General features: G+C 40.3%; 14 protein-coding genes. 5 read left to right on the top strand and 9 right to left on the bottom strand.

The genetic code is table 11. The features are described from left to right. Nucleotides 1-112: 112 nt before the first annotated feature. The 7 genes from tal to A6E06_RS11445 all read right to left on the bottom strand — a co-directional run bounded on the left by tal (nucleotide 113) and on the right by A6E06_RS11445 (nucleotide 8,485). The gene (tal, locus tag A6E06_RS11475; RefSeq protein ID WP_065593591.1) at nucleotides 113-1,063 is read right to left on the bottom strand and encodes a transaldolase; all 951 of its coding nucleotides are present in this window, start codon (nucleotides 1,061-1,063) and stop codon (nucleotides 113-115) included. A gap of 391 nt (nucleotides 1,064-1,454) precedes the next feature. After that, a complete protein-coding gene (locus A6E06_RS11470) occupies nucleotides 1,455-3,086 on the bottom strand; it encodes a BatD family protein (protein WP_255312081.1) in 1,632 nt (543 codons plus the stop codon). Nucleotides 3,087-3,151: 65 nt separating this feature from the next. Continuing rightward, on the bottom strand, nucleotides 3,152-5,056 hold the full coding sequence (locus A6E06_RS11465; protein WP_065593593.1) for a VWA domain-containing protein: 1,905 nt from the start codon (nucleotides 5,054-5,056) through the stop codon (nucleotides 3,152-3,154). Next, nucleotides 5,049-6,014, bottom strand: a complete 966-nt coding sequence (locus tag A6E06_RS11460; protein WP_065593594.1) for a VWA domain-containing protein — start codon at nucleotides 6,012-6,014, stop codon at nucleotides 5,049-5,051. The genes A6E06_RS11465 and A6E06_RS11460 overlap by 8 nt, the downstream gene beginning before the upstream one ends. Beyond that, nucleotides 6,007-6,540, bottom strand: a complete 534-nt coding sequence (locus A6E06_RS11455) for a DUF4381 domain-containing protein (protein WP_065593595.1) — start codon at nucleotides 6,538-6,540, stop codon at nucleotides 6,007-6,009. The genes A6E06_RS11460 and A6E06_RS11455 overlap by 8 nt, the downstream gene beginning before the upstream one ends. Next, nucleotides 6,540-7,511 (bottom strand): DUF58 domain-containing protein, encoded by a 972-nt coding sequence (locus A6E06_RS11450; protein WP_065593596.1) that lies wholly within the window; start codon nucleotides 7,509-7,511, stop codon nucleotides 6,540-6,542. The genes A6E06_RS11455 and A6E06_RS11450 overlap by 1 nt, the downstream gene beginning before the upstream one ends. 17 nt (nucleotides 7,512-7,528) lie before the next feature. Beyond that, nucleotides 7,529-8,485 (bottom strand): MoxR family ATPase, encoded by a 957-nt coding sequence (locus A6E06_RS11445; protein WP_065593597.1) that lies wholly within the window; start codon nucleotides 8,483-8,485, stop codon nucleotides 7,529-7,531. A gap of 192 nt (nucleotides 8,486-8,677) precedes the next feature. Between A6E06_RS11445 and A6E06_RS11440 the strand changes: the two genes are divergently transcribed. Next, nucleotides 8,678-10,588: a methyl-accepting chemotaxis protein gene (locus tag A6E06_RS11440; RefSeq protein WP_065593598.1), complete on the top strand. Its 1,911-nt coding sequence runs from the start codon at nucleotides 8,678-8,680 to the stop codon at nucleotides 10,586-10,588. A gap of 79 nt (nucleotides 10,589-10,667) precedes the next feature. Next, a complete protein-coding gene (locus A6E06_RS11435) occupies nucleotides 10,668-10,868 on the top strand; it encodes a hypothetical protein (RefSeq protein WP_060993023.1) in 201 nt (66 codons plus the stop codon). 86 nt (nucleotides 10,869-10,954) lie between these two features. Here A6E06_RS11435 and A6E06_RS11430 read toward each other — a convergent pair whose 3' ends face one another. Then, entirely contained in the window at nucleotides 10,955-11,662 is a 708-nt protein-coding gene (locus tag A6E06_RS11430; protein WP_065593599.1) for a DUF445 domain-containing protein, read from the bottom strand. Nucleotides 11,663-11,807: 145 nt separating this feature from the next. Between A6E06_RS11430 and A6E06_RS11425 the strand changes: the two genes are divergently transcribed. The 3 genes from A6E06_RS11425 to A6E06_RS19820 are packed head-to-tail and all read left to right on the top strand — an operon-like array spanning nucleotide 11,808 to nucleotide 13,255. Next, entirely contained in the window at nucleotides 11,808-12,233 is a 426-nt protein-coding gene (locus tag A6E06_RS11425) for a hotdog fold thioesterase (RefSeq protein WP_065593600.1), read from the top strand. Between the two features lie 21 nt (nucleotides 12,234-12,254). Then, a complete protein-coding gene (locus A6E06_RS11420; RefSeq protein ID WP_065593601.1) occupies nucleotides 12,255-13,079 on the top strand; it encodes an HDOD domain-containing protein in 825 nt (274 codons plus the stop codon). A 2-nt stretch (nucleotides 13,080-13,081) separates the two neighbouring features. Next, on the top strand, nucleotides 13,082-13,255 hold the full coding sequence (locus A6E06_RS19820; protein WP_141676959.1) for a hypothetical protein: 174 nt from the start codon (nucleotides 13,082-13,084) through the stop codon (nucleotides 13,253-13,255). A gap of 6 nt (nucleotides 13,256-13,261) precedes the next feature. Here A6E06_RS19820 and A6E06_RS11415 read toward each other — a convergent pair whose 3' ends face one another. After that, nucleotides 13,262-14,245, bottom strand: a complete 984-nt coding sequence (locus A6E06_RS11415) for an integron integrase (RefSeq protein ID WP_065593602.1) — start codon at nucleotides 14,243-14,245, stop codon at nucleotides 13,262-13,264. Nucleotides 14,246-14,625: the final 380 nt, after the last annotated feature.

Genomic DNA, 14,625 nt, shown 5'->3' with positions numbered 1-14,625 from the left:
TTCAGATCGCTTCGCTTAAAGGGTTCAGAGGTCTTTGTGGTGGCTTCTGAACTAAACGCAAACTCCCCTGAATTCTGCAAGGGAGCTTGCCGACCGATCTGAAACCTAAAAATTATAGCTTAGCTGCGATCATTTCTTCTAGCTTACCTTGGTCAACCGCAAAGTTACGGATGCCTTCAGCCAGTTTCTCAACAGCCATTGGGTCTTGGTTGTGATCCCATAAGAACTCAGCGTGAGTCATTGCAGCTGGACGTTCTTTATTGCCGTTAGTATCAATCAGTTTCTCAACCACTTCGCCAGTTGCTTCTTCAAGCTCTTGAAGTAGGTTAGGGCTGATAGTTAGACGGTCACAGCCCGCAAGTTCAAGGATCTCACCGATGTTACGGAAGCTTGCGCCCATTACTACGGTGTTGTAGCCATGTTCTTTGTAGTAGTCGTAGATACCAGCAACAGAGATAACGCCTGGATCTTCGCTTGGTTCAAAATCACGGCCTTCTTTTGCTTTGTACCAGTCCATGATGCGACCAACAAAAGGAGAGATTAAGAACACGCCAGCTTCAGCACAGGCACGCGCTTGAGCGAAAGAGAATAGAAGCGTTAGGTTACAGTTGATGCCTTCTTTCTCTAAAACTTCAGCCGCACGAATACCTTCCCACGTTGACGCCAGTTTAATAAGAATGCGATCGTTAGTGATGCCAGCATCGTTGTACATTTTGATAAGTTGGCGAGCTTTTGCAATGCTGCCTTCAGTGTCGTAAGAAAGACAAGCGTCTACTTCAGTAGAGATACGACCTGGAACTACTTTTAGGATTTCTTTACCGATGCTAACCGCAAGCATGTCACACGTATCTTGAACTTGTTGTGCTTTATCGTTGCTTTGTTCTTTTGCGTAAGCGATAGAAGCGTCAATTAGTGGTGCGTATTCTGCGATTTGAGCTGCTTTTAAAATTAGAGAAGGGTTAGTGGTCGCATCTTCAGGTGTGTATTTTGCGATTGCTTCAATATCACCAGTGTCTGCTACTACTGTTGTTAGTTTACGAAGTTGTTCTAATTTAGTTGTCATACTACTTACCCTTACTGATCACATGCTATTTAGCATCTTCTTTGAAAGTCCGTCTCGCTGCCACCGTTGCAGATGATACTGAGCAAATGCGATGGTAGTGAACATTTGATGTATTGATAATTGAGTTTTACGAGAGAGATGTCAATGGAAAATAAAAAAAAGTGTGATTATTAATGCTTTTTTATATGAATATTTGAGGGAGATCGTTTGCGTGAACTGTATTCTAATGTGATATGCCTCTTAATTTGTTTAATGAATAAAGGACAACAGAAAAAAGACGATTTAAAGAATGTGTTAAATGGGGATAGATTTCAGAATTTAAGGTATAAAAAAGGCCAACGATACGAGTCCGTTAGCCTAGATTACTGACGCTAAGTGAAATTAAAAACCGTTATAATCTTTCAAGTTCTACATTAGATTGAGATGGTTTTTTAAGAAAGGTAAACTTCTGTTTAATCTCGTTAATAAGTTGTTTTTTCGATTGTTTCTCTTTGTTTTCCGCATACTGCTGTTGGCCTAACTGAGTAACTAAGTCTTTAATTTCAACAACATAAACTCCTTGTTTACTCCACTGTTCATAATGGTCAGAAATTATTTGGTGTGCAAGAATCATGTTGTTATTATCAAGCGCAGAAATAAGGGCTTTGCTACCATTGGTAACATTCACTTTATTATTCGTAATATCGAGGTCTGTAGAGTGACCTTTTGTTCGACTAATATACCAACCTATTGCCGTTAATATCCATAAAAGGGCAAAAGCAAACGTTGTATATGGCCAAAAACCATGATCAACTTCACGTTTTACTATGGTTTCTGGTTGCGCATTTGTTTGTGTTGCGATCTTTTGTTCATTAGTTTGAGTGCTCGGCGTCACTGTTAACGTCAGTGAATCGAGAGTTGCTGTCTCAGATTGACGAGTTTTACTGTTCCACCATTGAATTGAAACCGCAGGTAATGTTACCGAACCACTGGTATGAGGGATGATCACTTGCTTAATCGTCATCACGCTATTGCCTTGGCTGTCTTTACCGATTGCAGGTTTCTCATCGTACATGCGAACCGATTTAGGATAGTCAATATCCAGTTTTGGTAATTTCTCTGGTGGGACATCTGCCATCATTAGCGTGATTTGACGAGTAATGGCTGTTCCGGCTTCTACTGTGGTATCAGATAATGGCTTCCCATCAACTAGCCATTGCTGTCCTAGTTTTAAATCCGTAGTCGGTAACCAAGTACCTGTAAAATCAGCAGGTTTTGCTAATACCGTTAATTGGTATTGTTTAGGGCTGATGTTTAGTGGGATTAATTTGGTGCTACGACCATAACGATCGGTTTGCACTAATCCACCAGTAAAGGCTAAACCATCAAAGCTTAATTTGCCTGCTTGGCTTGCACTGACGCTGAAGGCTTGTTCAACCACAGTGGCTTGCAGTCCATCAATCACTGTTTGGTATTGTTTGCTTTCACCAATAGGAGAGAACTCAATGCCATTCCCTTGCGGTGTGATGATGTTTGGATCTTTTAAACGACGAGTATCCGCAAAGATAGCAATCTTGGCATTAAATTGTGCTGTTTCACCTTCATACAATTCATCTTTTGTTAGCGAGCCGCTTACTTTAATAACATCACTGCTTTTTGGGGCGGTAGCATCTTTAGTCACACGAATCGTTATTGGGTTAGTTTGCTCACCAGCGACATTCATACTAGGAATGGTTAATGTGCCCATTTTTGTTGGGGCAATAGAAACCGTCCACTGGCTTTGTACACTGTAATCCCCATTCATTAGTGAACGAGAGCTACCAAAGCTAACTTGACCACTTCGAAAATCAGGCGCGAGTTGGCTTGGGTCAAACTTACTTTGATCGGCACTTTTATCGATAGATACCATTAATTTGATGACTTCGTTTTCAGTAATCTGGTTTTTACTTATTGTAGCAATGGCCTGAGCGTAACTTGCAGAGATACCACTAACGCATAATGCGGCAAATAAAATCGCTTTTTTGATTAGCGCTGTCTTTTTCATAGAAGCCTTCATTGTCGAACTCTTTACAGTAGAGTAGGGACTGGTTTGTCTTATACTCATTTTAATTACCATTCATTCTCAGAAGCTTGTGGGGCTTCTTGTTGTTTTGCTTGTAGATACAATAGGGCGCGCAGCAGTTCATCTTCTTTTGCGCCTGATTGTTCTAATTTCTGTAGACGAGGATCGGTTTTAATGGCGTCACTGTCAGCTTTTGCTTGTTGTGATTGCATTTGAGCTTGTCGCTCTTTTTCTTCGTCTGATTTAGGTTGCTTATCCTCTTTATCACGAGCTTGTGCGGCTTGCTCTTTGTCTTTCTTTTCTTGTTCTTTTTTAGCTTGATCTTTTTGTTGCTGCTCTTGAGAAGAAGCCTCTGATTTATCTTGTTTATCAGACTGTGATTTATCATCAGATTGAGATTCATTTTTCTGCTGATTCTGCTGATTCTGCTGTGAATCTTGAGATTGTGAGTCTTTTGAATCTGAAGATTGCTCAGAGCCGTCTTTGCTGTCTTTATTCTCTTGGTTTTGTTTACCCTGTTTTTTATCTTGCTTGTCGTCTTTATTTTGATCCGATTGTTTATTTTTATCGTCTTGCTGTTGCTGTTGCTGTTGCTGTTGCTGTTTTTGCTCTAGCGCTTTATTGACAATACCAAGATTACTCTTCGCATCTTTCATATCAGGATCGGTTTTCAACAAAGATTCGTACTTCTCTTTCGCTTCTTCCAATTGACCATTTTGCGCCAAGGCATTCGCAAGATTGTATTGAGATTGAGTATCTTCAAGACCGGTTAAACTCTCTATCGCGCCTTTATAGTCTCCCGCTTTATATTGAGCGGCTCCTTTCCATTGCTTGGATTTGAACTGCTCGCTTGCCGCTTGATATTCTTTTTGCTCAAACTGTTGATGCGCAGTGTAATCATCAGAAAGTAAGCTATTTGATAGTTCAGTACTCGCCATGGATTTATCGACAGGCAATAACACCAACAATAACGCTAAGAACATTCCTTTTCTAAAACAAAGCAGTGAGAACAGTACCAATGGGAAAAGTAGCCAATAACCATGATTGGCACGACTGTTCACCTGGGTATCACTGTTTTGTGTTACTTGCTCTAATGGTGTTTTAGTTAAACGAGCAATGGTTTCAATATCGCTATTATCCGATTGGATCAGTTGAGCAACGCCATTGGTAGCTTGTGCCAGTGTCACTAGTGGGTCGGGATCTAAAGTCGCCACAACGGTGTTACCAGAACGGTCGGTGAGCAACTGACCTGAAGGCAATTCAATTGGCGCGCCATTTTTAGTTCCTATGCCTAATAAACTGATCCGCCATTTGGTGCCTTTAACGCGACTCATCACTTTATCGAGCTGTTGGTTTGATATTCCATCAGTCAAAACAATGATGTCACCTTGTTGATGGCCTGATTTGGTCATCATCTCAATACTTTGATCAACCGCGGCTAACAAGTTACTGCCTTTACCTTTATAAGGCATGATCTCTGGCGATAAATTAGTGATTAAGTTATTGAGTGTTTGGCTATCTTCAGTTAACGGACTAACTAAGTAACTGTCAGCGCCATAAGCAACTAGCCCAGTCATCCCTTCTTTCCAATAAGGCAGTAAATCTTTGGCTTTGTATTTCTCTTGAGTTAAACGATTTGGTTTTACGTCGGTCGCATACACTGAGCGAGACATATCCATCACTAATACGCGAGCACCTGAGAGCTGAAAACTCGGCGAGTCTTTATAACCAAAACTAGGACCAGCGAGGGCGGTAGTCACACATAACCATGCTAAAACCAGTCCAAACGTAAAGCCATTGCCTTGTGTTTTTTGAGTCATTCCCAATTGTTTGGCAATGTGCGGTGCAATCAACCCTGTGGTGTTTTTGTTTTTACGTTGGATCAACACCAATAGCCCAAGAGGGATAAGGGCTAAAAACCACAGCGGATAGAGAAAAGTAAAATTAGCCATGACGCTTTCTTACTCCCACAATAATAAAGAAGAAAAATAGATACCCCATTAATGGATAGCGGAACCACTCTTCATGTGGCCGCCAGGTTTGTGTTGCTTGAGTAATGGGCTCTAGTTGGTCGATGGTTTGGTAGATCTGCGCTAACTCATCGGCATTACGAGCACGGAAATATTGTCCACCCGTCATGGTTGCGATTTCAGTCAGTGTTTTCTCATCCAAATCACGCGCGGTATTAATGGTTTGTTTGCCAAAGAACCCGCGAACCTGCATTTCACCGGCACCAATACCGACAGTATAAATCTTGGCATTGTTGTCTTTGGCAAGTTGCGCTGCTTCTAATGGTTCGAGTACCCCAGCGGTATTGCCACCATCACTTAATAAAATAATGGTTCGTTGTGGGGCACTACTTTCAATAAAGGTTTTGGTCGCTAGCCCTAAGCCTTCACCCATTGCGGTCATTTGCCCAACTAAACCTAGAACAGTACGATCCAGTTGTTCCTCAACGGTTTTTCTATCAAAGGTGAGTGGGGTTTGTAGATAAGCGTGATCGCCAAACAGTACTAACCCAAGACGGTCGCCTTTACGCTCATCAATAAAATCAGATACCACTTTTTTAACCGCTGTTAAGCGATCCACAAAATCCCCATTCTCGGTTTGCATGTCTTCTTCGGCCATTGATCCAGATAAATCGACTACGAGCATCATGTCACGGTGTTCAGGTTGAATATCAACCGGATCGCCATACCATACCGGACGTGCTAAGGCCGCAATCAATAACACCCAAGCTACAGACAATAAGCCAATGTTGATGCGTTTATTCGGTTGCTTATATTCCCCTTGATCTGGAAGACGAGGAAGATGAATCGCTGTGCCTACGTCTTTTTCTGGTACAAAAAAGTAAAACAGGAAGGGAATAGGTAATAAAAACCATGCCCACCACCAAACGAATTCAAGCATGTTGATGTCCTTTTGTTGTTGCTGTTGCAATTACTTTTTTTACTGGTAAAGCATGAGATAGCCAATAACGTACATCATCATAAAAACGTTGTTGATTGGTTTCTGATAACGCGTGTTGTCCGTATAAAGCCTGCTCTAACATGTCAGAACGAGATGAGAAATGGACATTGGCCTGTTTTTTCACGGGGAGTTGCTGCTCAATAAAATGCCACCACGCTAACCCATGTAGCGAAGCAATACGCTCACGAGGAAAATGACTTAACGCGGCTTGTTTCAATAAGCGCGCAATGTCACTGGTTTGTCGTGGTGTTAGTTGTGCTAATTGCTTTAATGCCAAACGTTTAAGCGTGCCTTGTTGGCGTTTACGATAGATTAGCCAAATAATCACGGCAATAGAGAGTAGAATGACCACAATCAGACCATAACCTTGCAGAGATAACCCCCACGATGGCGCTGGCGGTAAATGAATATCCGCTAATGGCAATACGTTGCTCGCTGGTGCTTGTTGTGTTGAAGATAAAGACATTACTTGGCTCCTTTATCTTGTTGTGATGGTTCTTGTGAAGTCGTCAGTTGCGACAATAACGGTAAGCCTGAGGATAAGCTATGTAATTTAATACCTAATTGCATTGCCATGTTTTGCACATACGCTTTATGAAGATCAGCTTGTTGCTCTAAGGCTTTCTTGGTCGATGATGACGAAAAATCTAACCATGCAGATCGCTTGTTATCAGAAACATATTCTGTGCCATTAAAGCGAGTTGAACCTTGCTCAAGTGGATCGCTAATCATCACAAACTGAATACGATTGTGTTTGCTTAATTGACTGAATATTGCCTTACAATCATCGGTTAGCGCATAGAAATCACTGATGATCACAATCTCACTGCCTTTAGGACATAAACGCTGTAACTGGCTTAACCCCTTGGCAAATGAGCTAGCTTGCAGTGCGGTATCTAAAGGCTCTGAGTCACTGTTGGTGTTATGCTGTTCAATGATGGATTGCATAAATTGCAGCACACTTTTCTGACGAGAAGAGGGCTTGCAATCAAAGGTCGATAATCCATCAAAGATGATCCCACCGACGCGATCTTTCGCTGCTAACGTTATCCAACTCAATAAACTGGCAAAATGCGCAGCTTGTACTGATTTAAACAGCAGTTGAGAGCCAAAACGCATGGTGTCACTGACATCAATAAACAGCATGGTTGGTTGCTCACGCTCTTCACTGTAGAGTTTGGTGTGAGGTTTACCGGTACGTGCAGTCACACGCCAATCAATCGAGCGAATATCATCGCCCGGTTGATATTGACGTACTTCTGAGAAATCCATACCGCGGCCTTTTTGTCGGCTTTGGTGGCTGCCATTCATTTTTGACCACACAGATTGGGACGGCGGCAGCCACTGTAATGAATGATTCTTATAGTGAACCAATTCATTAAGTGACAAGGTAACGCCATTACTGTGTGGTGGCAGCGATAGAGTAGTCTTTTTCATATAATTACTTTACGACGTTAAGATGCCGCAACCATTTGTAATAATCGTTCAACCACTTTATTTGCAGTTGTCCCTTCCGCTTGTGCTTGGAAGCTTAATAACAGACGGTGACGTAATACAGGGTAAGCCATCGCTTGCACATCTTCAGGGCTAACAAAATCACGACCGGCTAACCATGCATGCGCACGAGCACAACGATCAAGCGCTAACGTTGCACGAGGACTCACGCCCATTTCTAGTTGCTTCGCTAAGTCTTGGCAATACTGTTCTGGCTTACGCGTCGCCATAGTGATACGAATAATGTATTGTTCGATCTCAGGCGCCATGTAAATCGACAGCACTTCTTTACGCGCTTTAAAGATCTCACTTTGCGCTAAAGGCTGTGGTTTCTCTGCTTGCTCACCTAGGGCTTCACCACGGTTTAAACGCAGAATCGCCAATTCGTCTTCTGCGCCCGGGTAATCAACATCCAAATGCATTAAGAAACGGTCAAGTTGCGCTTCTGGTAGAGGGTATGTCCCTTCTTGTTCAATCGGGTTTTGTGTCGCCATCACCAAAAATAGCTCTGGTAATTGATACGTGTTACGACCGGCCGTGATCTGTTTCTCCGCCATCGCTTCTAACATTGCCGCTTGAACTTTAGCAGGGGCACGGTTAATTTCATCCGCAAGAACCAATGAATTAAAGATAGGGCCGGGTTGGAAGGTAAATTCTCCCGTCTCTTGGCGATAAATATCCGTCCCCGTTAAATCAGAAGGCAAGAGATCTGGAGTAAATTGAATGCGGTGGAAGTCTCCCTCAATAGAATCAGCCAAAATCTTCACGGCACGTGTCTTTGCAAGACCAGGAGGACCTTCAACTAAAATATGCCCATCGGCAAGCAGAGCAATCAATAGTTGCTTCACTAACGCAGGTTGACCAATGACTTGAGATTCAAGATAAGTTTGTAATTGTTGAATTTTTAACGCTGGCATAGTTCACCCAATGTCTGGATTGTTTAGTAATTATGTCTTTGTGACTGATTAAAATCACATTAGTTCCTTATAAGATTGGGTTTAATTATGAATTTTCAACTATTTAGCTAATGAATTAAAGTTTAGTTATAAACTAAAGTAATAATATGTGCCGCCGTTATATAAAGAATCTATTTTAGCTGTGGAAAAATTATGATTAACCTAACAATAAAACAGAAACTCGTAGCCGGTATCGTTATCGCGATTATCGCATCGACGTCACTTGTGGGGATTGTCGCGCAAACCAAAGCATTCGAAACTCTTGACGAGCGTTTAACTACGCTTGAATTACCAACCATTCTTAAGCAAATTGGTGGTGAAGTTGATAAAGAAGTCTCCGTGATTTCTTCTGCAGCAGAACAAATGGCGAATAATCCATTTATTATTGATGCCATTTCAAATCCTAATGTTTCACCGGAAGACCAAACGATTTTAATTGAACAATTAAATCAATTAAAGCGACAACATAATTTGAACGATGCGTCAGTGGGCAATCGTTATAATGCTTATTATTGGAATCAAAATGGTTTCTTACGTCAATTGACTCAACAACAAGATGCGTGGTTCTTTGGTTTCACTCAAGGTGGAGCTGATCGCATGTTGAATGTATTTACTGAGCAAAATGGTGAAGTGAAATTATTTGTGAATTTTCAGCAGTTAAACGGGGTTTCTTTGGCTGGATTATCTAAATCTTTAGATGATATGGTATCTCTGCTTAATAGTTTTAGAATTGAGAAGACCGGTTTTGTGTATTTAATGGATAGTAATGGCGACATTAAAATTCACAAAAATAAAAGCATCATGGGTAAGCAATCAATTCATGATGTGGTAGGAGCTGAAGCATCAATACTGTTAACTAAGCAAGAATTTAATCTAAGTCGCATAGAGAAAGACGGTAAAGAGATCTTCATTGCTTCTCACTACATCCCATTAATGGAATGGTTTATTGTAGCTGAAGTCCCTGTAGATGAAGTATTTGAAAGCCTTCACAGTTCAACAGAAGAAATTATCCTATCTATAGTAGTGATTATCGCGATCTTTATTACATTAGCAATCTGGGGCGCAGGGTCTATCACTAATAAAATTAAAGAATTAGCGCACCGTTTTCATGAACTTGGTGAAGGTGAAGGGGATTTAACTCATCGAATCGAAGTTAAAGGTAATGATGAGATAGCTGAACTTTCAAAAGGCTTCAATGGTTTTGTTGAGAAAATTCATGCAACCGTATCAGAAGTCGTCGAAACGGGCCATGTATTGCATACCACAGCAGAAAATGTCGCACTCAAAGCAACGTCAACCCGCGACAACAGTGAAATGCAGCGCGATCAAACCTTACAAGTGGTTACCGCTATTAATCAAATGGGCAGCACGATCAATGAAATTGCGTCCAATGCTGCAAACGCCGCTCAATCAGCAAGTAAAGCAGAAGTAAGTACGCAAGAAGGGCGACAAACCGTCATTGAATCCCGTGATGCAATTACACAACTTGAAAGTGATTTAGTTCAAGTAAGCCATGTGGTGGAACAATTAGCAGGAACAACCCAAGATATTGGTTCTATTCTTGACGTTATCCGTGGTATTTCTGATCAAACGAACCTATTGGCATTGAATGCAGCTATTGAAGCAGCAAGAGCAGGTGAACATGGTCGTGGGTTTGCTGTGGTGGCCGATGAAGTTCGTCAACTCGCAAGCCGTACGTCTGAATCAACAGATGAAATTCAGAAAATGATCGATCAACTGCAAACAGAAGCTCAACATGCCGTATCTGCAATGGAAGCAAGTCACGCTGTCACGGCGCGTGGTGTTCAATCAGCAGATACAGCGACAGACGTTTTAGCGGGTATTGCACTAAGTATTACTGATATATCAGACATGAACACACAAGTAGCAACAGCCACAGAAGAGCAATCAACCGTGGTTTATACCATTAACCAGAATATTGAAGAAATCAATGGAATTAATGAGTTAACCACGGCAACAGCGCAAGAGTTAGCAGATTCAAGTCAACAACTTAACGCACTTTCACAACGATTAGATCAATTAGTTGGTGCTTTTAAAGTATAACAGGCTGCTTTAGGTTTACCTTTAATGGGGATCTCTTGTAGAATCGCCATAATTGTTTTAGTGAATTGAGAAAATAATCATGAGTGATATTGAAAAAGAACTGCAAGACATGGTTCAACAAGAATCAGATAAACCAGAAGTGGCGCTGCCTTCTATTGAAGAGCAAAAAGCGATTGTTGCAGAGCTTAAACGCCTAGAAGAAGCGGGTGAACTAACGCCTGAGATCCTTGAAGCGCATTTTGGTAAATTTAACGCTGACGATGAAGCCCCAATTCATTAATCGAATTCTAGGGTCTTAATTTAAAAAAATGCCAGTATCTCGCGATGCTGGCATTTTTTGTGAGTATTTTGTTTTAAGACGGAAAACTATTGGATTAATGTCGATAACAAGCCAATAACACCACCAAAAATACCACCCCAAACGACAAGCCAACCAAGGTGCTTCTTAATCATATCTTGAACCATCTCTTTGACTAACTTAGGCGTTAGTTCATTAAGGCGTTGGTCAATGATCTCTTCGATAGTGATTTGAATGTCATCCATCATTTCAGGCGCTTCTAATTCCTCTTTTAGCGCAAGCTTAAATTGATCTTGTTGACTGATTTCTGTAATTGAAATCTTCATTTTTTCAATGAAAGGTTCGCGCATAGGCTGAATCGCTTCACTGCCTCCCATCATTGCTAACATGCCACCAAATTGAGAGTTCATAATAACCTCAACCAAGGAATCAAAAGCTGGAGATAGATCGATTTTATTAATCACCGGCTCTAGGTTAATATTAGTGGCCGATGCCATCTCTTTAGATAGGAACTTATCTACATTTGATTTTGTGAAAAATTGCTCCATCATCAAGTGTTTAATACTTGCTTTGAATTCTTCAAATCGCGCAGGAATAACACCAGAGCCATACAAGCCAGGTACCTTTTCAAACAGCATATGAATAGCAAGCCAGTTAGTTAATGCACCAGAAAAAGCGAATAAGCCAATATAGTACAGCGTATTTTGTTGCATGTAATAACCGACTGCTAACAAGAGTAGTGAGATTAAATTGGTGATCATGCTTTTATTTAACATATCAATCCTGTTTTTAGAGTGGAAAATTTTTGTGAAGTTTATCAGCTACTAAAAGCGTACAACAAGTGAAAATGTGTTTTTGATCTGCTTTGTTGGGTGTAAACTGATGAAATACGTAGTAGCAGAGAACATTTAAGGAGAGATGATGAGTATTTGGAAACGTCCAATGGATTTGGCAGTATTGAATGCGACTTCAAGAGATACTTTAATGGAAGCATTAAATATTGAATACTGTCAGTATACCGATGACTCTATCACAGCTTCTATGCCCGTCACTTCAACCGTGCATCAACCTCTTAGAATGTTACATGGGGGAGCGTCAGTCGCGTTAGCTGAATCCGTTGCCTCTATCGCGGCTAATTGGTGCGTCGATGAAACAAAATACTGTGTAGGGTTGGATATAAATGCCAACCATATTCGTGCAGTACGAGAAGGCATTGTTTACGCCACAGCAAAACCCGTGCATTTAGGTGCAACCACTCAAGTTTGGGTAATTGATATTAGAGATCAGCGAGCACGCTTAGTCTGCACCAGTCGCTTTACTGTTGCCGTAATGAAAAAGAAAAAGTAGCAATTCGTTGTGGAGAATAATATGGAACAAAATGAAATTTTAAGTCATGCACATGAACTACCAAAGATACCTAAAGTGATCCGTGAAATGATGGAACTCGTGAATGACCCTGATGTTGATTTACAAGAATTATCACGCACTATTTCAATGGAACAAGTAGTCAGTGCGCGTGTTATTCGTTTAGCTAATTCTGCACATTTCTCCCGTGGAAAAAGTGTGTCGTCAGTCGACCAAGCTGTCGTCCGTTTAGGCCTTGAGCCACTAAAAACATTGATCATTGCTTCATCTTTAATCAGTGCTTTCCCATATGTAGAAGTAATTGATTTAAAAGCTTTTTGGCAAGAAACATTCGAAGTGGCCATTCTAAGTAAAGCGATTGCTCAAAGCTGTACTGTAAATCCTAATAGTGCCTTTACTGCTGGTATGTTACACAATATTGGTGATTTAATGATCCACACTGTAATGTCAGAACAAGTTCCAGTGATCCTTGCAAAAATTGAAGAAGGAAGTTCTAAAGTATCAGCCCAGCGCTCAACGATTGGTACAGATAGTGCTATTTTGGGTGCTAAGTTGGCAGAGAGTTGGTCTTTTTCTGAAGAGTTAGTCTTTGCTATTTCTGAACAATATGAACCAAAAATAGATAATATTTATTCTCCATTAGCAGCAACGGTACGCTTAGCTAATGCCATTAATCGTGATTGGGATAATTTACCAACAATGGATGCAAAATCTGTATGGTTATCAGAGCAAATTGAAGCCAATATTCTATTTATTACGACTTCTCTTATTGAAAAGGTCGATGAGGTTAAAGGGGTTGGTATTGAAATGGCTCGGTTGGTAATGTAATCATGCAAAAAGAGTGGATGTTATCTGCACTTATTGGTGCTTTTTTTGCAATTATTTCATACGTAACTCCTGGTTATCTATCAAGTAAGTTTTTTGTTATCGTTGCCGTTTTTTTCTTGGCGAAAGCGGTAAAAGCTATTGTTTACTCACTAAAACATCGCCAATATGAAATGTAATATCGGTTAATCAAAATCCAAAGGGCTTTTTGTTCCTGAAAAATGTAAACCTATTACATGCGTATAAATTTGGGTCGTTTTGATATCAGAATGACCCAATAGCTCTTGTATCGTTCTTAAATCAGTCCCCCGTTCTAATACTCGAGTTGCAAAACTGTGCCGAAAGGTATGACAACTTGCTTTTTTATCTATTCCCACTGTATTGATTGCTTTTTTTACCGCGGATTGAACGGTTCTATCCAGAAGGTGATGTCGTCGATATTTTTCTGAACGAGGATCATTACTTAATCTAGGTGATGGGAATACATACTGCCATCCATAGCTTTTGGCTTGCGCTGGGTATTTCTCAGCTAATGCATGAGGCATATAAACTTCATCGTTCCCATCGATAGCATCGAGTTTATGTTGGTGCTTAACAAAATCAAGTTGTGTTTTTATAGAGCCAATAATGCTTTCTGGTAGGATTGATGTACGGTCTTTATTGCCTTTTCCATTTTTAATCGTAATTATTTTTTTGTCTATATCGATATCATTAACTCTCAGCCTCAATGATTCATTTATTCTTAGTCCGCTACCATACATTAGTTGTGCGATTAATTTTATTGGATGCTTTAACTTATTAATGACAGAAAGTGCTTCTGTATGAGTGAAAACAGTGGGGAGTGTCGTAGCTTTTTTTGACCGTTTAAAATCTAAATTATCAACAGATTGGTTTAGAAACTCTCGGCATAAAAATACCAATGCATTGAGTGCTGTTTTCTGCGTATTAGGTGAGACATTTTGTTTTATGACAAGGTGCTCTAGGTAGCTTGGAATATCAAATGCTTCGATTTCATCTTTTGATGCGTAATTTTTATAACGAATAAAGCTACTTATCCAGTAGATGTAATGTTTCTCTGTATTATAAGCAAGGCCACGCGTACGGATAAAAATACGTAAGTGATCGGTAAAGCGTTGTGAGCTAGGATTAAGGTTTAATGGAATATCCATAATAACTAATTTTGGTGAATGATAAGGCGAGTGTAGTCATCTATACTTTTCTCACAACTTAGTTTCGCATATTTGTAAGGTAGTTATTAATTTAATGGAAATGTTCATTTAATCAGTTACATGCGAGATCTTAAAAAAATGGGATATACGAAAAGTTTTCATATATTTTAGTCACTTTATTCGTCGGTAAATAAGTTATTATATTGGTTTTAAAGTAAAATATGGTGATTTTATTGTGGTGGAATATATTTGGAAGACATTACGAATGTTGTTGGTATAATTAAATGTTGTGCGTACTGAGTCCGAAATTTTTTGCACGGTTCATCAATAGGATCGCGGCTTTCGTAGTTTCGGCTTAGTAAGCGTAAATTTCTTCTTTG

This window comes from Aliivibrio sp. 1S175 (assembly GCF_001690985.1).
In the GTDB taxonomy this organism is placed as follows: domain Bacteria; phylum Pseudomonadota; class Gammaproteobacteria; order Enterobacterales; family Vibrionaceae; genus Aliivibrio.
The sequence above is the reverse complement of the archived record's forward strand: the minus strand, read 5'-3'. Positions and strand labels throughout refer to the sequence as shown.